This is a genomic window from Thalassospira marina (genome assembly GCF_002844375.1).
GTDB lineage: Bacteria > Pseudomonadota > Alphaproteobacteria > Rhodospirillales > Thalassospiraceae > Thalassospira > Thalassospira marina.
Genome location: NZ_CP024199.1, coordinates 322,348 through 338,046 on the forward strand (window position 1 = coordinate 322,348; position 15,699 = coordinate 338,046).

Sequence of the window (15,699 nt, forward strand, 5' to 3'; positions counted from 1 at the left end):
GCAGCGCGGCCGTTGCAAGATCTTCATCGGGGCTTTGGGCGGAAGCGGGCAGGCTGGTTACGGCCAGCCCGGCGCAAATGAATAACAGAACAGGCAAAATGGGTTTCATGACTTATTCCACCTTGGCGATATACCATCCATCGAGGGGCGGATCTGAAAGCGCGTCCCCTGGGGAATGGTGATGATGGGTTTAAGAGAGAGGGTTTCTTCGAGGATGTTGGCGGTGATCTCGCCAAATTTGTTGGACAGTTCCTCGGCGGCTTTTTCCGAGGCGGCAGTCGCGACCTGGCCGTCATTGCTTTCGGATTTGGTCGAGGCGGCGGCATAGCGCACCGCTGTCGAAATGCCGGTCAGAAGAAACGCATTGCCATAGCGTTCCATAAAGCGCCGGTCCACTTCGCCCGATGCGCCCAACTGGCCTTGCGCATTGGCAACAAGGGATTTGATATTGCGGATTTCAGCACGGTGCCCGGCAATCAGCACCCGCTCGCACTGCATGGCGAGACGGGAACTGCCCATATCCTCGGGCGGCATATAATTGCAGATCAGGCGCGAGCCTTTGGGCAACAGCGCCAGGCGACTGTGATAGCCAAAAACATCCCGCGTGGTTTGCACAACCACCGTGCCGGTATCCTCGCCGCCGACCTGGCTGTTGATCCCGGTTTCAAGCTGGACCGGGATATAACGATCCGCGGTCAAAATACGCGAGTTATCGACCGGCAGGCTGGAGGTGCGGCGCGGGCCTTCATAATCGCCTTCGATCTCCATCTTTTTGGCATCGAGGATATGTTCCGGGCGGGCGGCTTCATCCATTTTGGAGAGATCAGGCACGGCAAGGTTGCTGGTATCGGTAGAGCCGTTTGCGCTGTCTGCCCCCGCAGAAACACCGTTATTGTTGATCGCAGTTGCTGGTGAATGGCTCGAACCGTTGTTAGCCGGTTGGGTCACGGTACCGGTTGGTTGACCGTTGGCAGTTGCCGCTTTTGTGCCGTTTACCGTTGCAGCGCCCCCATTTGCGGGATTGGTCTGGGGCTGAGTCTGCGTCTGGCCAGCTTGCTCGGGCTTGCCGGGAATGCCGCCTGGCTGATCTAGCGACATCGGAATGTCACCAGCTTGTACATTGGGAGCCTGTTCACCTGTCGTCCCCATACCCGGCTCCAGCCGGACGGCTGTGCCAGATGCATCGCGCGTAGCTGGTGTGTTGGGGATAGCGCCATTGCTGCCGACCGGCACCATTCCGTCCGTGCTAAGCGGCTGACCTGAAGGTGATGACGGCAGGGAAGAAGGGCCGGGTGCCGAAAGGCCAGAAGTTTGCCCGGAAGCGGATGGACCCGCAGAGGCCGTGCTTTTGCCAGTTTTGGACAGATCCATGTCTGGTACAAAAACCGACAGGCTCTCGTCTTGCTGCGGTGTAACGCCCAGCCCGGGTGTGAGCGAGACCCGCTGTGCCGGGCGGCCCGGGGCAGCCGGGGGCTGGCTGTAACCCGCAACCTGCCAGTTGGCCGGCACCGCTTGCGCCCAGGCAGCCTCAAGGGCCAGCCGGTAAGGATCGGGTTTTGGCGGCGGAGCCGGTTGCACGACCGGAGCCGGAGGCGGCGGGGGAGGTGGTGCCGGACGCTCGATATAAACCTTCTTTGTCACCACGACCGGCGGGAAGCTCGGAGCCGGTTCGGGCGCTTTGGGCGGTGCCGGTGGGGCGCTTGGTACGCCCCACACGGTTTTGTCATCCGCCGGAAGTTGCGGCGGGGCTTTGAGCGCGCCCGGATCCGCACAGGTGCCACCAAAGGTCAGGCCGAGTACCAGGGCAATGTCACAAAATGCCGTGCTCATCAGTCCCCCTCATATTCAATGCAGAGGAACTTCTTGCCGCTTTTAAGCGAGATCAGGCGCTGGGTGCTTTCGACAATATAGGTGTGACCCTGGATGCGGGTATTGACCAGCTCGTCCAACCCATCGACCACGACATAGGCGGTCGGCAGTTCAAGATCCTTCCAGCGCTCGCCAAAGCGGATATAGGTAAAATAGTCATCGCGAAACACCGTGATCGGGCGCAGTTCATCATCGCCCCACAGGTCATAATCCCCCCAGCCGCGCAGCTTGTTGGGATCAAAGCCGGCATCGGCAATAAAATCGTCCTTCGGCGTGCCAGGATCGGTATCACTGAGATCATGAACGGCTTTCGCCATCTCGCTGTCGTCAGCGCCTGCAGGATTGCTTGTTGCAGATTTGGCGACTGTTCCTGAAGCAGTGTTGTCCGGTGTGTTCGATACCGTGTCTGATGTATCGATCCGGGCGACCGGCTGATTGCTGTAGCTGCGCCCCTGGCCGGTAACGATGCCGTTTTTGGTACGGGTGATTGTGACGCCGGAGCTGGTTTTGCCAGTCGCGGCATTGCCTGTTGTCTGGCCTGTCGTTTCACCTGCCGTTCCATCCCCATTAGCCGTTTGCCGGGTAATGATCTGGCCGGTTTCATCGCTAAAAACCGGCATGCTGCCATCATAGTTAAGCGGGGCAACTAGATTGCCGTTGCGATCGAACCGTCCGGCGACCAGATCGGGGCGGGTGGTGCTGCCAGGGGCGTCAGCCGTGCCGGTTGGCATGTTTTCAATGATCGGGCGGCCCTGGTAATAGCCGGTGACACGGGGTTGATAGTCGCTTTCAAGCGGTGTGCCATCGGGACCGGTCAACTGGATCGGGTTGCCCTGGTTATCAAGCGGGATTTCCTGAATGTCGTGATATTGACCGGTGACAGGATCAGGCAGGATAATCCCGGCTTCGTTTTGCAATCTGGTCTGCTGTACCCCGCTGCCATAGCGCAGGCGTTGCTGCGGGCGGACCATGGCCACGGTCATGTCGTCACGGGTTGTGACCGAGCCTTTCAGGCGCACCAGAAGGTCGGGCATATTGATGGAATTGACCCCTTCTGCCCGCAGATAGAAGGGATAGACATGGCCCGACCCGCCATAAACAATCATGGAGGTGTCATAGCCGTAACTGGCCGGACGAATGGCAATGCGCCGTTCATCGCGTTTATTGACCGACCAGCTGCGCGGATCACCGACATCAATACGGGTGATTTCCTCACCGGCCGGAAGTTCGATCAGGGTGACGAGATATTCCCGGGTCCGCACCCGATAGGTGCAGGTTTCACACATATCGGTGACATAAACCCCGTCATTCTTCTCGGCATAATCCCAGGCATCCTGGATCTGGCCGCTGGTACGCGGGCGGACCATGGGACCAAAGCGGCCCTCGGCCTGGTCCTTGGCCTGTTTGACGACAGAATCAGGGACCGGCATGGTCGGCACTTTCGGGGCCGGATTGGCCGGTGTGGCGGCATCTGTTGGCTGGTTGCCAGCATTTGCGGAATTGGCCTGGCTGTTGCCATTTTGCCGCTGTCCCGGCATGGGCGGCCGGCCGGAGGTAAACGCGGCGGTTTGGGCGCGCGCATTATGGATGACAAAAACGGCAGCCAGTGCAACCAGCAGGGTGGCCAGTGCCACAGTCCAGGCGAATTTGCGAAGACGGTTTTTCATGAAAATTATTCTCCTGCGCCGGACGGGTTGCGTTTGCGCAAGACCAGTCCGGTCACGGTAAGGCCGAAGGGATTGGTGTATTTTTCTGCGACCGGCACATCCTGTTGCGGGCGCGTGATCAGCGAGAGGTAAGCGCGCAGGCGCTGCGGCTGGCCCAGCGGGCGGCCATTGATCGTGTCGGTCTGGATGAAATCGATGGCGAACTTGTAATCATCGGTCAGGCTGGCCACCCGGTTGATGGTCTCAACATCGATCTTGCGCACCACCCCGCGATCCAGTGCATCGCGCAACTCGCCAGTGGCAATCCGTTCCTTGCGAAACTGTTCCCAATAGGCCAATGACGACAGCTTGGAGGCTTCGCGCAGCCGTTCTTCCTGGGTGACAGGATCAATCGCCAGCAGAATGCGAATAAAGCGCCGGGCGGTTGCTTCAAGGAACAGATCAAAACCATCGACCTGCTTTGAGATCGGTTCGATCTGATAGGTGCGATCATCCGCGCCATAGGTACGGACAAAGACAAATTCCTTTTCCTTGAGCGGCACCAGGGCCGAGATGGTTTGCAATGACACCACCTGGCCAGCACCCAGCACCACGACCGAGGCGGTCAGCATGCGGCACATCCAGGCGAGACGGCGATGGCTGGCCTGAAAGCCGTATGGGTCGTTTTCCGCGATGCTGGCATGACGCCCTTTGGGAAGGGGCGGGGCGTCCTTGCGCTTTCGCTTCAGGGTTAGCCGCGCCATGTGTATCCCTCGCTATTGAACTCGACGGGATCACAGACACAGGGGCTTTCCTTGAGTTTATCGACACCGGTGCCATCCTTGGGCAGTTCGATGTCATCAAAGGCACAGCCTGCCAGCAAAGCGGTGACAGTGACAAAACAGACAAGACGGATCGGGCGAAAGCGTTTCATTGCGGGGCTCCTGTGGATTTCGGGGTGTTCTCGGAAAGAGGGTCTGAATGACGGCTGGGGCGTGCGGGCCAGAAGGGGAGCACGCCCAGCAGCAGCAGGAAGAGAAGGCCGAGGACAAAAAGTTGCGTCCAGATCGCAAGCGCGGTGCGCATGATCCCGGAAAGCTGGTCAGGGGTAATGACCTGCAAGGCCTTGATCGTCTGGATCAGGATGTCGGGCTCAAAAACCGCCCACCAGATCAGGATGACGTGAAAGCTGATCAGTCCGAGCAGGCAGTAGCTTTTGAGAAGGCTTGCCAAAAACAGCAGGGTTTGACGGGCACGCTGGCCGCATTGGCGCAGGAGGATTTGCATGGTCATTTGCCGGACCCTTTGTGTGATGTTGGATTTTTGAGACGTTCGGCGACCCGTTCGCGATGGGCATTGAACCGGTCGGCAAAGGAGTCAGCCGAGCCTTTGGGATCGGAGAAAAAGGACTGGCCCGCGCCAAAGGCATTGGCGGCAGCGCCACTGGCCCCGCGTGCCGCATTAAGCAGGCGACCGCTTTTGACGTTTTTGAAAATCGACATGCCGGTCGCAAGTGCCCCACCGGTCAGGGCGGCCACGGCAGAATTGGTGAATTGCGACTGGGTGATGGAATTGGCCATGCCGGTGGCCTCGGTGACAAAGGCAAAGCCCATCCAGCCCAGCACTACCGGGACAATGACCTTCATGTCTTCAAGGTCGCCCGAGGCATCGACATAGCCGTCAAGATTAAGGGCTGCGACGGCATAGAGCACCAGGCCGATGGCCAGGGTGGCGCCAAACAGCACCATATAGGCGGCCAGCAGTGACTTGAGCGCCTGGATGACCATGCCCTGGCTCCAGCCAAATCCGATGCCCATCATCAGATAGGGGGAGAGGGCGGCCAGCATCATGACGCGGAAAATGCTGACCGCGATCTGACTGAAATAGATTATCATCAGGAGCAGCCAGGGAATGGCGATCAAAACGCCATAAACACCGGCCATCAGATTGCCGAGCGAAAACTCGGACCAGACTTCAAAGGCCATACCAAGCACGGCCCGAAAGCCGATTTCGGCGACATAGACCAGTTGGGTCATGCCGACATAATCTTTACCCGCTTGGCTGATCAGATTGTTGGTTTCACCGCCTGCAGTTGCAGCGGCTTCAAGCACGACGCTGGCAGCGCCCCCCATTGTGGCAAGGGAAGTGTTGTAGATCAGATTGACGAGGATAGCGCCCTGGCCAGATAAAAGGCCCGCGCCTATTGTGATGAAGAACAACTCATGCGAGAATCCTCGCAGATCGGACTTAGCCATCACCATCTTGATACCGTGGACGATAAACCAAATGGCGACGACAGAACCAAAGATGACTGCCATCGGTGTGGTCAGCACATTGCTTAAAGCATCGGTATATCCGGCGGCGGCATCCAGATATCGCTGCATTGGATCGCACATGAGGCAGCTGATGGCGGTTTCTGCTGGGGTATTGTTAATAGCCATGCTGTGTCTGCCTTTTTCCAGCACGGCACATGCCGCGTGCAACAAATGCGCAAAGCAGAGCGAGTTCTTTGACTTTGCGTATGCGAAAAAGACTTGGACTGACTTGCAAACACGGGATCAGTTGGAAGCAGAGTGGGCTCGTGTGGGAACGCAATATGAAGCAGCCCAGAAAAAGGGCGTCTTTGATGGTACCCGTGAGGAGGTTCTTGCCCGTATTGAGCAACTGCCAAATGCCAAAGAGGTTATGCAAGGGCATGACCTGGACTTGGCGTATAATGGCGTTTGGGTACCCGCTGTAGAAATTCAGCCGGGAAGAGCTTATGGCTCTTTCAATAATGCTGCCGGTAATGTGGCTCCCAAAAGCCTGACGTGTAGTGCAACAATTAAACGTAACATTTTTACGCATAATTGTTTCGATCTGCCCGATTGGCGTACAGATGAATTGGTGGCTGCCGATACCAAGAAATTTCAAGGAATTCAGCGCACAAAATAGACTGTTTAAAGAGGCGATCCTCATTCATCGCCTCCTTCCTGTTCGCCGCCATCCCCGGCGGGACGGAACTGCAGCAACATGTTGGATTGAATGCGGATCAGCTGCGCCATTTGCTGTTGCTGCTGCACCTGAATACGGCTTTGATGCAGGGAGGCTTTGAGCAGGGTGGCAAGCAGTGTTTTTACATCAATCGCCTGATCACTTTGTGATTCCAGTTCTTCAATGATGTCCTGGTTGATCTCGGCCAACTCGGTCGAGGTGCGGTCGGCTTGGGCGAGACCGGTATTGATCGCCTCACGCGCCATTTGCGCCCGACGCTCTTCCGTTGCCTTGCGCGCGGCGGACCGGGCGGCAAAATAAAGCCGCTGTTCAGCCGGGCTATCCGGGTTTTTCCAGTTGGGCTCGTTGCCTTCACCGCCCCAGGAACCCCCTTCGGGCATGGCCCAGTCGTCAGGACTGCCTTCTTCGCCAAACTTCCAGCTATCGGGATCCCTGGGATCAAACCACAGGGTGGAGTTATAGAAGAAGCGCCGCGCACAGATGCTTTTCCAGTCCACATCGTCAAGATTGACGCCCGGCATCAGCTTGGAAAAATCCGGCAGCAGACACGAAATATCGCGATTGATCTGCTGGCCGAGTTTGGCAAGGTTGAGTACTGGCACGGCGACCTGTCCCAGCTTGCCAATGGCATTGATCTGGTCCTGTGCCGTCTTGCTGATCTTGCCGAGAATGTCGGTTTGTTTCATCAGCTCGTCAAACTGCTGTTGCAGCTTGTTGAACTGTTCGGTGATCTTGGCAAAGGAGGTGGCGTCAAACACCGGATAGGTGGCAGATGCCGGCAGGCTGGTCAGGGTAAGCAGGCCAGCAACGGCGAGAATGCGCAGATGTTTTCTGTTCATTTCATCCCCCGTTTAAAACGACAGACAAAAAGACAGCGCAGCCCGACCAGCAGACTGGTGAGTACTTGCAGACCAAGCAGCAGGAAGCCGGCCGCCGGGGCGAACAGAAGAAGGCTGGCCGTGAGGGCAAGACCCGTCAGGGTGACCAGAAGGAACACCAGATCGGCCCAGGGCACGGCCATGTTGATCGGGGTTTGAGGCTCTGCCTTGTGACAAAAGGCAGGCATGCCTAGAGGTGGTTGCGCCATGCGTCCCCCCACTGTTTTTGCAATTGTTCCATCAGCTTGTTTTCGTCAGGACCGGAGCGGTAAAAGCGCAGCGGATCGCCCAATGGCGAAAGATCGACATTGAGAATGGCACTTTCTTCATAGCCGCTGACTTCATCGCGCTTGATGATCAAAACCCGGCGGTCATTGAACTCGTCAGACCGGGTGCGGCCCTTCACAAACGCTTTCTGTTCATCATTGAGATTGAAGGGCTCCAGGCTTTCATCATCGATCTTGGAATTGGGAAAGAAGATGAAAACGGCCGTGTTTTCGATGAAGGCTTCCGCCTTGCCGCTTTTGACCAAAGCTGCCGGGTCCTGGAAGATCATGCCGACAATGCCGTTGAGCTTGCGATATTCCCGGTACATTTCAGCAGCGAGTTCGCAAAAACCGGGATTGCGCAACAAATTGGCCGCTTCTTCGATCAGGATGATGAAGCCGCGCAAATTGGGCGCGACCGATTTGGCGATGGTCTCGGCGATATGGCCGACAATCGGGGCACCGAGCGACGGATCCTTCAGCGCCTCATTCATATTGATGCCGACCATATGTGACTGGCCCAGCATCCCGCCCAGACTGTCATGGGGTGCATTCATGATATGGCTGCGCAGTCCGGCATTGCCCTTGTCGTCCGTTACCCATTGCGAAAAGGCCCGGCGTAGTTCGGAGCGTTTGGCAAAGGCGTAAGGGTAAAGCGCATTAAGCGTGCGATTGGGCGGATCAATCTGGAAGGCCAGATCAATCGCATGGCTCAGCGCTTCCTGATCATCAGGGGCGAGGTCAATGCCCGCCATTGCCTTGAGAATGAAATTGATGCGTTCGCGATTGCCCGGATTGTCTTCACCAACATCAAGCGGATTGAGCGAGAGCTTTTCATAGGACTGGTAAAGCCCGCCCAGGGCCTCGACCATGAAGCGCGAGCCTTCTTTTGAATCGAGAATGAAGGAGCGGATGCGATCAAACTTGGCTGCCCCGCTCAAAAGGTGCATCAGCAGGGTGGATTTACCGCTGCCCGCCGGGGCAAAGACCAGAAAGTTCGCCAGCGTCTTGGCTTTGTTAAAGACATGGAAATTGGCGGCATAGGCCTGCCCGCTGGTGGTGGTAAACCAGCGCAGCGGGGCAGGACCCAGCGGGCTTTCCGTCTGGCCGGTGGCGGAATGCTGCATTGCCCAAAGGGCAGCAATATTCTCGCTGCGCAGTTCAAGCGAGGACATGAACCGTCCGCCGGGGATCAACTTTGCCTTTGATCGGGCGGGAATACGGTTAAACCAGCATACCGGCGCCCCGCGCACCTGAACATGATAGAGGGTCTGGTGGTTGGACAGTTTGCGGGTGATTTTGCGCAGCAAATTGTCGAGTTTGACCGTGTTATCCGCCCGGGCAATGATCAGAAACTGGGTGGCAAACAGGGTGGCATCCCCCTGATTGATCATCGCGATCAGGGCATCGGTTTCCGCAGCGGCTTCGGCATTGCCAAACAGAGCGCTCTGTTCGCCGCTTAAACGGCGGGTGAGATACAGCAGGGCCTTGTGCTGATCAAAGGGATCACAGATCTGGCAAATCTCAATCTCGCCATCGAGATTCATGATGTCGTTAATGATCTGGCCTGTCACCGTGCCGGGCCATTTGGCCACGGTGATGACCTTTTGGACTTTCTCGGTCGGGGTGAAGCTCTGGATCACCCCGTTATCCTTGTGAAAGTTCAGATCACTGGCGGGCAACCCACCAGAAATGTCATGGGGGATCGGGGCAAGATCATCTCGATATTCGCCACAGACCACACCATTGAGAAAGCCGGTCAGCTCACAGTTTTGTCCGTCCGGGGCTTTGGCCAGCAGGCCCACCCCGTATTTTGCGCCATCGGCATCAATAATGTCGGTGGCTTCATTCAGGGCCGGCATGGCCGTGCCGGTAATCACCAGATACCAGTCGATAAAATAGCTGGAGCGAAACTGTTTGGCTTCGGCGTCACCGACTTCCTGCAAAGGCGCATTTGGCCAGGTTGCCCGGGCATTGATCGCGCGTTTGCGCTTGATGCCAAACCAGCGCAGGCTAAGCCCCAGCTGCCCCAGCTTGTGAACCAGGATCGAGCGGGCTTGCAGCAGGTTTTCCTGTTCGGCCTCGATCTTGGCATCGTAAGAGGTGCCAATGAAGCGAAACACGCGCGACAGGCTGTTATCCTTGCCGCGTATCGTGGCGGCATCACTCTCGATGCAGTCAAGTTCAAGCTGGTCCTGCAACCAGTCATATTTGACATCGCCAAGGAGCAGGCGGCGGCTGGCGGGGACCGCAAGGCCTCCGGCCATGGTGGCGACAAGGGAGGTGGCAAGGACGGAAGGCCAGATCATTTGTCTTTCCTCCCGGCATTGAGCAACCGGTTGTGGCGGCCTGCCCGCCAGAAGCGGGGCGGCAGCGACAGTTCCCGGTCAAAATGCATGTTGTCCTTGGTCTTGCGGATGAAGAACATCCATGCCCCGGCAATGCCCAGCACCATTGTCGGGAGCATCAGCCAGAAGATTTCGAGAAGGACCATCACGACCAGGCCCAGTGCGCCGATGACGACACTGAGCATCATCAGCGGCATGGGCAGACCAAACATGGTCATCTGGTTTTGAATGCGGGTGAGAACGGCGCTGCCGGCTTTCATGATCAGGACCCGCCGAACAAAGCCGCTGAAATTGCCGGACCGGATGTGACCAGTACACCGCCAAAAACGATCATGCCGGCCCGCACCCAGTCCATACGGCCCGTAAAACCGGCCCACACGCCCAGTGACATAACGCCAAGGCCGATAATGATGGTGCCGATTTTGCCAACACCGGTCTGGATGTTGTCAAAGAGACTGGTGATCGGATCGTACCATTCGGATCCGGTTGCCGTGCTTGTCTGGGCGAAAGCAGGATCGCTGAAAGCAAGAGTGGCCAGTGCTACGACAAAGCACAAAGTCAGGGTGTTTTTTTTAGTCATGTTTTCCTCGGTTTGGATGCAGGGTTAAATCGGGCTTAAAGGGTCAGGGCACTGAGCACGCCGACGACAAAGACGACGGCGAGAATGTTGAGCGTGGTCAGGATTTTCTGGGTGCGCAGCAGGCGGGCGAACTGGCGGATGGCGTCTTCCGCCATTTCTGCCGTTTCATTCATGGTCTTGATGCGTTCGCGCACGACATCGCCCAGGGCTTCAGCCTTGAAGGCATCAATCGCGGTCAGGACATCCTTGGTGAAATCCTGTGAGGCATCGCGCACGGTTTGCGACAGGGCCCGGTTATATTGGTCATTGATCCGGCGCTGTTCATCGAGCGACAGGCGCAGGATGGTATGAACCAGTAACACCGGATCATCGTGATCGACGGTGACCTGGTGCTGCTGCCACAGATAGGTGCGCAGCTCCTCGATACTGTCCATCGTCACCGGTGGCGGCGGTGCATCGTCAAGCGGGCCCGCCATTACAGGACTGCCTGTTCCATTGAATGATGGATGGTTCGCCAGGTCATTTTCAGGCGCTGGCGGGCCATGATCGGAAAGTCGGCTGACTGGCTTGCTTCATCAAATGTCAGACGCACCCGCATCATTTGTTCGATGTCATGCCCGAACGTTTCCTTACGGACTTCGGGCAGGCGTACCAGGGCGTGAATGCGGTCCCGGTTCTTTTTATAGAGACCGGACTGCTCGAAACTTTCGGTGTCGCCATTTGCCGTGTGGCGTTCAATGCGCCCGAAATACTCGTTCAGCCAGACAACAATCGGAAGCTCTGGTAGATGGGTCAGTATCTGCCCCAAGCCCTGAATGGTGTCTGTCGCGGCCTGGCCACCGGTAATTATCGTGTGCAGCCGAATTTCGTGACCGAGTTCCCGCAGTACATCAAAAGCCTGGGCTTCAACCAGATAACCCAGCAGAGGCAGGAACGTTGAAGCACCGTTGTCAATGACGACCACGGAATCTGCGGGTAATTCGATGATTTTCTCGATTAGCGCATCGAAATAGCGTGCGTTGATTTCGTCTTGCCGTTCGCCCAGACGGATGGTTTCGACTGGAAATGCACTGTATCCGGCAAAGGTCTGGTTGACCGGATCGGTATCAAAGCATTGCAGGCTTTCGACGCGAGGTACGTAATATTGTGCCAGAAGGCTGGAAATGAAGGATTTGCCGACACCGCCTTTGCCCTGCAATGTCATATTGATAAGTGCCATTATGGAATGCTCCCTAGGAAATCAAAATGCGGATGCCCAATGTCTGGGCGAGTTTGAAAAGTCGGCTTGAAGAAAGGTCGCGCTTGCCAGCTTCGAAATCGCGGTAGCTTCGTTCGCAAATGCCTAGCTGGCTCGCGACTTGAGATTGGCTTAGTCCGTTGTTGACCCGCGCTTTACGCAGGCGCGACGTCAGCACAACGAGTTCGGATTGCCAGCTCACGCTTCCGTCCTTTGCGGCCTGTTGCGCGACGGAATTGCTCCAGAAGTGACGTGCGTAAAAATGGTCATGTTTTAAGTCCCCGATGGTTCTGTCCTCTATTGCTGGTGGCCCGACCCGGTCTTCAAACCGGGTAACGGGCCGAATGGGGCAATCCTTCAGGCATCACCAGACCAGGTCCGATCCCCGGCGGTGATGGGAAGGCAGGGCAGGCGGATCGTTGTCGCTTAATGGCACTTCTGCGCTCATTGCTCGTTTTCCTGTTTGTCGAGGGGGGAGGGGATAGCCGAGAGTTCGCCATTCCAGGCGTCGTCAAAGCTTCGTTTTTCTGTCGCGAAAAAACCTTCAATCGGATCGCGACCCGCAGCCGTGAGGCCGGCGGATGGACGGTTTTCGATGGACGGTTTGGCAGAAGGGTTTGGGGGAGGTTGTTTGGCTGCCGCTGTGGTGGCCGCAAATTTACTGGCGCGGGAACATAGTGCCAGACGCTCACGACGCAACCAGTCATAGAAAGACCGTTGCGACATGGTGATACGGTTTTGGGATTTTAGTTCGGCGTGAATACGCTTGGCTGTTTTGCCATTGGTTAGGGCGGTGTGAATTTCGTCGCGCAGTGCGAGAAATTCAATTTTGGCCTGTCCCCATTTCATCACGGTGTCCCTCTTGTCAGCTTTAACGACTTGACAAGAAAGAGAGGGTTATGATTTCACTTCGTTGCGGGCTAAGAGTTTGTCTCTTTGGGGTTTAATGACCCGGCCCCGCAAGTTTGAATCGAAATTCGGCGATTGCCCCCGCAACCAAAAACGTCAAACCCTGCCCTTCGGGCAGGGTTTTGTCGTTTTAGGCCGCCGGGCCCATCTTTAAACTGACAACCTTCCTGTGTTACGGGCCTGGGCTCATAACTGAAGGCTGAGAGCGTTTGGAAAAGGTGCCAGTGGCACCTTTTAGCTCGAAGGTCGAGCACGGCAAAGCCGCGCGCAGATTGCGGATATCTCTCCACATACAGCACAAAGAAGCATCCAGCTCGCCCTCCAGGCGGGCTTTTTTAATGTCTGGTAGGTGTGGCCTGTATGCGTTGCGCTCACTGTTCAGGACAAGCAAAGCACTGCTTGCGCAGGCACAGCAAGGGCGTAGCCCGCTGTAAAATCTGGACCCCGTAATCAACAAAAATCCCGCCATAGGCGCACTCTTGTTAAGGTGACACGCCGTAAAAATGGGACGTTCCGTTCAGTGATAGCTGTTGCAACGGCAAGGACCGGGCGTGTATTGAGAATAGGTATAGGGAGGTTCGTTTCCCGGTTGCGTTCTGTCAGGGGCGGCGGTTGGATGGTTTGCGGCAGGTTTGCTGCGCACATATGATTGTCGATCGGGGCTTTCGATGCGGGTCGAGAGAGACGGGAAGGAACTGCGGACCGTTTTTGAGCAGCCGTTTTCGGCTGGCGTTAGGAAGATGTGAGGATATTTTGGCTAAGGAAAGCAAAACGAACGGCGCGGCAACCAAAAGTGCAGCAACTGCAGCAACTGCGGCAGCGCCTGCTGCTGGTGCATTGCCGCTGTTTTACAGCAAGCCGCGTGCGGTTCTGGCAGAGCGTCATGGCAACATGTCGTTAACCCCGACTTCGGATTTTTCATTTGCTGCGGGCACCAATTCGGTGCCGGTTGTTGCAACCGAACTGCCGATGGTCTGCAAGAATTATCCGATCCTGTTTACCGATGGGGCACAGACCCAGATGGTCGCCCTTTTGGGCCTGCGTGCATCTGAAAATGTGATGGTCGATGACAAGGGCAATTGGACCCCGGGCACCTATGTTCCGGCCTATATTCGCCGTTATCCCTTCATCTTTTTTGAAAATGAAGACAAAAGCCAATACACCCTTTGTGTCGATGAAGATGCAAAAACCGTTGTCGAAGGTACGGAAAATCCGTTCTTTGTTGATGGTGAGCCGTCCAAGATGACGCAGGGTGCGCTGGATTTCTGCCGTGATTACCAGGCACATTACGCCGCAACCGCCGAGTTCTTGAAGGCCGTTGCCGAAGCCGACCTTCTGGTTGAAAACCGGGCTGATGCAACGCTGGCCGACGGCCGCAAGCTGAGCCTGTCGGGCTTCAAGATCATCGATGAAGCCAAGTTTAACGCGCTCGATGATGAAACCTTCCTCGCATGGCGCAAACGCGGCTGGCTGCATCTGGTTTATTGCCATTTCATTTCCAATGGCAACTGGAATGCCCTGGTCGAACGCACGGCAATGAAGAACGCAAACTAGGCTGTCTTCTGGGCGGAGGGGCTTTGAGCCGCCTTTGCGCAGGAAATGAATAAACAAAACCCCGGGCCAATGCTGGCGCCGGGGTTTTGTGCATTTGGATCGGATTTGGAAGCCGGGATTTCTTAACCCAGCAGCCCACGCTGGGCGAGATTGGACATCAGTGCAGTGATGCCAAAGGTCCAGGGGCTGATTTTATCGGAGCGGTCGACACGGTTGATCAGCGCACCCAGTTGTGGGGTCGAGATTTTGACGATATCGCCGGTTTCATGGGTAAAGCCCGCCCCCTTGGCACCGCGATCCTGAACCGGGGCAAACATGGTGCCCAGAAACAGCATGAAGCCATCGGGATATTGGTGATGTTTGCCAATTGCCTGCCCGACCAGGCTTTCGGGCGAGCGGCTGATTTTGCTCATCGAGCTGACACCTTCAAGATGAAAGCCATCTTCGCCATCAATGGTCAGGGCGATATCAGCCGATTTGACATTTTCAAGGGTAAAGCTGCCATCAAACAGGCGGATGAACGGGCCGATTGCGCAGGAGCCATTATTGTCCTTGGCCTTGCCGAGCAGCAGGGCAGAGCGACCTTCAACATCGCGAAGATTGACGTCATTGCCCAGCGTCGCACCAACAATGCGGCCGGTCGACGTGACAGCAAGGACAAGTTCCGGTTCCGGGTTGTTCCAGTGTGAAATCGGATGCAGGCCGACATTCGCCCCCTGGCCAACCGATGACATGGGCGGGGCCTTGGTGAAAATTTCGGCATCCGGGCCAATGCCCACTTCCAGATATTGCGACCAGGCACCCTTTTCGAGCAGTACCTTTTTAATGTCGGCAGCTTTGTCCGAGCCCGGCTGAATTTGCGAGAGGTCTTCGCCAATGATCTCGGTGATTTCGCGGCGGATCTGATCGGCCTTGGAGGAATCACCACGGGCCTGTTCCTCGATCACGCGTTCCAACAGGCTGGAAACAAAGGTAACGCCACTGGCTTTTACCGCCTGAACATCGTTGGGGGCCAGAAAATGCATTTTGGCCAGATCACTGTCTGGCGTGCTGTTGGCAAGAATATCGTCAAGATTACCGATGACCGGAAAATTATCGGCATTGGCAAGCTGTGCCAACAGGTCTTCGCGTTCCAGAAGCTGGCTTGTGGTCGGGGCAAGGACGCTGATATCACGCAATGTACCATTGACCAGCAAAACCGGCGTCGGACCATTGGCGCGCGGGTCCCATACCCGGCCAATCAAAAGGGCGGCGGCGCTGTCGTGCGGCAGAATGTCCTGGGCGTTCATCGATTGTTCAAGCATTAAACTGGCCTGTTATTTTGTCATTGGGGTCAGAATGCGGGGGCACAGCCGGTGCCGTGTAGATGCGCCCGCCCGCAAATGGCTTGGGCGACTACATCACGGAAAATGTGTTTT

17 protein-coding genes and 1 pseudogene are annotated in these 15,699 nt (G+C 56.6%); 2 read left to right on the plus strand and 16 right to left on the minus strand.

Going from position 1 to position 15,699, the window contains the following annotated elements; translation table 11 throughout:
* Window positions 1-105: 105 nt before the first annotated feature.
* From CSC3H3_RS24940 to CSC3H3_RS01370, 6 genes are read right to left on the minus strand one after another with little or no spacing between them, the layout of a single operon-like run.
* Window positions 106-1,830 (minus strand): TraB/TrbI/VirB10 family type IV secretion system protein, encoded by a 1,725-nt coding sequence (locus tag CSC3H3_RS24940; protein ID WP_245881226.1) that lies wholly within the window; start codon window positions 1,828-1,830, stop codon window positions 106-108.
* Window positions 1,830-3,536, minus strand: a complete 1,707-nt coding sequence (locus tag CSC3H3_RS01350) for a TrbG/VirB9 family P-type conjugative transfer protein (RefSeq protein WP_101283220.1) — start codon at window positions 3,534-3,536, stop codon at window positions 1,830-1,832. The genes CSC3H3_RS24940 and CSC3H3_RS01350 overlap by 1 nt, the downstream gene beginning before the upstream one ends.
* 5 nt (window positions 3,537-3,541) lie before the next feature.
* Window positions 3,542-4,279, minus strand: a complete 738-nt coding sequence (locus CSC3H3_RS01355) for a VirB8/TrbF family protein (protein ID WP_101283222.1) — start codon at window positions 4,277-4,279, stop codon at window positions 3,542-3,544.
* Window positions 4,267-4,449, minus strand: a complete 183-nt coding sequence (locus CSC3H3_RS01360) for a hypothetical protein (RefSeq protein WP_101283224.1) — start codon at window positions 4,447-4,449, stop codon at window positions 4,267-4,269. Before CSC3H3_RS01360 ends, CSC3H3_RS01355 begins: the two co-directional genes overlap by 13 nt.
* Window positions 4,446-4,808: a hypothetical protein gene (locus CSC3H3_RS01365; RefSeq protein WP_101283225.1), complete on the minus strand. Its 363-nt coding sequence runs from the start codon at window positions 4,806-4,808 to the stop codon at window positions 4,446-4,448. Before CSC3H3_RS01365 ends, CSC3H3_RS01360 begins: the two co-directional genes overlap by 4 nt.
* On the minus strand, window positions 4,805-5,899 hold the full coding sequence (locus CSC3H3_RS01370; protein WP_157831795.1) for a hypothetical protein: 1,095 nt from the start codon (window positions 5,897-5,899) through the stop codon (window positions 4,805-4,807). The genes CSC3H3_RS01365 and CSC3H3_RS01370 overlap by 4 nt, the downstream gene beginning before the upstream one ends.
* A 22-nt stretch (window positions 5,900-5,921) precedes the next feature.
* Here CSC3H3_RS01370 and CSC3H3_RS01375 point away from each other — a divergent pair, with 22 nt between their 5' ends.
* The gene (locus CSC3H3_RS01375; protein ID WP_157831796.1) at window positions 5,922-6,449 is read left to right on the plus strand and encodes a hypothetical protein; all 528 of its coding nucleotides are present in this window, start codon (window positions 5,922-5,924) and stop codon (window positions 6,447-6,449) included.
* Between the two features lie 20 nt (window positions 6,450-6,469).
* Here the strand turns inward: CSC3H3_RS01375 and CSC3H3_RS01380 are convergent, their stop codons facing one another.
* From CSC3H3_RS01380 to CSC3H3_RS01420, 9 genes and pseudogenes are all read right to left on the minus strand, one after another.
* A complete protein-coding gene (locus CSC3H3_RS01380) occupies window positions 6,470-7,348 on the minus strand; it encodes a hypothetical protein (protein WP_101283231.1) in 879 nt (292 codons plus the stop codon).
* Window positions 7,345-7,596: a hypothetical protein gene (locus CSC3H3_RS01385; protein ID WP_157831797.1), complete on the minus strand. Its 252-nt coding sequence runs from the start codon at window positions 7,594-7,596 to the stop codon at window positions 7,345-7,347. Before CSC3H3_RS01385 ends, CSC3H3_RS01380 begins: the two co-directional genes overlap by 4 nt.
* On the minus strand, window positions 7,578-9,962 hold the full coding sequence (locus CSC3H3_RS01390; RefSeq protein ID WP_101283235.1) for a VirB4 family type IV secretion system protein: 2,385 nt from the start codon (window positions 9,960-9,962) through the stop codon (window positions 7,578-7,580). Before CSC3H3_RS01390 ends, CSC3H3_RS01385 begins: the two co-directional genes overlap by 19 nt.
* Window positions 9,959-10,261 (minus strand): hypothetical protein, encoded by a 303-nt coding sequence (locus tag CSC3H3_RS01395; protein WP_101283237.1) that lies wholly within the window; start codon window positions 10,259-10,261, stop codon window positions 9,959-9,961. The genes CSC3H3_RS01390 and CSC3H3_RS01395 overlap by 4 nt, the downstream gene beginning before the upstream one ends.
* Before the next feature lie 2 nt (window positions 10,262-10,263).
* Complete coding sequence (locus CSC3H3_RS01400; protein WP_101283239.1) at window positions 10,264-10,581, minus strand: TrbC/VirB2 family protein; 318 nt, start codon at window positions 10,579-10,581, stop codon at window positions 10,264-10,266.
* Between the two features lie 35 nt (window positions 10,582-10,616).
* On the minus strand, window positions 10,617-11,057 hold the full coding sequence (locus tag CSC3H3_RS01405) for a hypothetical protein (RefSeq protein ID WP_101283241.1): 441 nt from the start codon (window positions 11,055-11,057) through the stop codon (window positions 10,617-10,619).
* The gene (locus CSC3H3_RS01410; RefSeq protein WP_101283243.1) at window positions 11,057-11,800 is read right to left on the minus strand and encodes a P-loop NTPase family protein; all 744 of its coding nucleotides are present in this window, start codon (window positions 11,798-11,800) and stop codon (window positions 11,057-11,059) included. Before CSC3H3_RS01410 ends, CSC3H3_RS01405 begins: the two co-directional genes overlap by 1 nt.
* A 13-nt stretch (window positions 11,801-11,813) precedes the next feature.
* On the minus strand, window positions 11,814-12,020 hold the full coding sequence (locus CSC3H3_RS01415) for a helix-turn-helix domain-containing protein (protein WP_101283245.1): 207 nt from the start codon (window positions 12,018-12,020) through the stop codon (window positions 11,814-11,816).
* Window positions 12,021-12,262: 242 nt separating this feature from the next.
* A pseudogene (locus CSC3H3_RS01420) lies at window positions 12,263-12,688 on the minus strand (TraK family protein); the annotation flags it as partial.
* A 792-nt stretch (window positions 12,689-13,480) separates the two neighbouring features.
* Between CSC3H3_RS01420 and CSC3H3_RS01425 the strand changes: the two are divergent.
* Window positions 13,481-14,281, plus strand: a complete 801-nt coding sequence (locus CSC3H3_RS01425; protein WP_245881227.1) for a SapC family protein — start codon at window positions 13,481-13,483, stop codon at window positions 14,279-14,281.
* 122 nt (window positions 14,282-14,403) lie between these two features.
* On the opposite strand, the gene CSC3H3_RS01430 is transcribed toward CSC3H3_RS01425, so the two are convergent.
* On the minus strand, window positions 14,404-15,585 hold the full coding sequence (locus CSC3H3_RS01430) for a fumarylacetoacetate hydrolase family protein (protein WP_101283249.1): 1,182 nt from the start codon (window positions 15,583-15,585) through the stop codon (window positions 14,404-14,406).
* Between the last annotated feature and the right edge of the window lie 114 nt (window positions 15,586-15,699).

What these genes read in the sequence shown, in the direction of transcription:
- CSC3H3_RS24940 (WP_245881226.1), bottom strand. Translation starts at nt 1,830, where the DNA reads ATGAGCACGGCATTTTGTGACATTGCCCTGGTACTCGGCCTGACCTTT.
- CSC3H3_RS01350 (WP_101283220.1), bottom strand. Translation starts at nt 3,536, where the DNA reads ATGAAAAACCGTCTTCGCAAATTCGCCTGGACTGTGGCACTGGCCACC.
- CSC3H3_RS01355 (WP_101283222.1), bottom strand. Translation starts at nt 4,279, where the DNA reads ATGGCGCGGCTAACCCTGAAGCGAAAGCGCAAGGACGCCCCGCCCCTT.
- CSC3H3_RS01360 (WP_101283224.1), bottom strand. Translation starts at nt 4,449, where the DNA reads ATGAAACGCTTTCGCCCGATCCGTCTTGTCTGTTTTGTCACTGTCACC.
- CSC3H3_RS01365 (WP_101283225.1), bottom strand. Translation starts at nt 4,808, where the DNA reads ATGACCATGCAAATCCTCCTGCGCCAATGCGGCCAGCGTGCCCGTCAA.
- CSC3H3_RS01370 (WP_157831795.1), bottom strand. Translation starts at nt 5,899, where the DNA reads ATGCAGCGATATCTGGATGCCGCCGCCGGATATACCGATGCTTTAAGC.
- CSC3H3_RS01375 (WP_157831796.1), top strand. Translation starts at nt 5,922, where the DNA reads ATGGCGGTTTCTGCTGGGGTATTGTTAATAGCCATGCTGTGTCTGCCT.
- CSC3H3_RS01380 (WP_101283231.1), bottom strand. Translation starts at nt 7,348, where the DNA reads ATGAACAGAAAACATCTGCGCATTCTCGCCGTTGCTGGCCTGCTTACC.
- CSC3H3_RS01385 (WP_157831797.1), bottom strand. Translation starts at nt 7,596, where the DNA reads ATGGCGCAACCACCTCTAGGCATGCCTGCCTTTTGTCACAAGGCAGAG.
- CSC3H3_RS01390 (WP_101283235.1), bottom strand. Translation starts at nt 9,962, where the DNA reads ATGATCTGGCCTTCCGTCCTTGCCACCTCCCTTGTCGCCACCATGGCC.
- CSC3H3_RS01395 (WP_101283237.1), bottom strand. Translation starts at nt 10,261, where the DNA reads ATGAAAGCCGGCAGCGCCGTTCTCACCCGCATTCAAAACCAGATGACC.
- CSC3H3_RS01400 (WP_101283239.1), bottom strand. Translation starts at nt 10,581, where the DNA reads ATGACTAAAAAAAACACCCTGACTTTGTGCTTTGTCGTAGCACTGGCC.
- CSC3H3_RS01405 (WP_101283241.1), bottom strand. Translation starts at nt 11,057, where the DNA reads ATGGCGGGCCCGCTTGACGATGCACCGCCGCCACCGGTGACGATGGAC.
- CSC3H3_RS01410 (WP_101283243.1), bottom strand. Translation starts at nt 11,800, where the DNA reads ATGGCACTTATCAATATGACATTGCAGGGCAAAGGCGGTGTCGGCAAA.
- CSC3H3_RS01430 (WP_101283249.1), bottom strand. Translation starts at nt 15,585, where the DNA reads ATGCTTGAACAATCGATGAACGCCCAGGACATTCTGCCGCACGACAGC.